Below are 595 nucleotides of genomic sequence, written 5' to 3' on the forward strand. Positions count from 1 at the left end.
TACGAGGCCCGCCAGCTGCTCCCCGACGCGGCCGGCGCCCTCGGCCCGTACGTCCCCGGCCGCGACGTCGTGCTTCCGCAGCGGCACGTGGTGCTCGACCTCGGCGACGACGCCTACACGGCGGGCCGCCCGCACCCGATGATCGACCCGACCGTACGCGCCGCACACCTGCGGGCCGCACTCACCGACCCCACGACCTGCGCCGTCGTCCTCGACGTGGTGCTCGGCCACGGCGCGGGACCGGACCCGGCGGCGCCCCTCGCCGCCGAACTCGACCGCGTCCCCGCGCGCGAACGCCCCCCGGTCATCGCCTTTCTGGTCGGCACCGACCGCGACCCCCAGGACCCCGACGCCCAGCGCGACCTGCTGACCGGCGCGGGCGCCATGCTCGCCCCCACGAGCACGGACGCGGCGCACTGGGCCGTCTCCCTCCTGCCCGACAGCTCCCAACGGGCCGAGAGCGCCCATCAGTTGACGTCGACGGCCCCCTCCTCGTGACCCGACACCACGGAGCCCGCATGAACCCGCCCCCGGCACCCGCCCTCCTCGGCACCCCGGCCCGGATCGCCGCCGTCGGCGCCGCCGACTTCGCGGA

General features: G+C 77.3%; 1 pseudogene. It reads left to right on the top strand.

What is annotated here, in order from left to right:
* Positions 1–498 (top strand): annotated as a pseudogene (locus G3I40_RS40030) (hypothetical protein); the annotation flags it as partial.
* Between the last annotated feature and the right edge of the window lie 97 nt (positions 499–595).

Origin of the sequence: Streptomyces sp. SID14478 (assembly GCF_010548525.1) — a bacterium.
Lineage (GTDB): Bacteria > Actinomycetota > Actinomycetes > Streptomycetales > Streptomycetaceae > Streptomyces.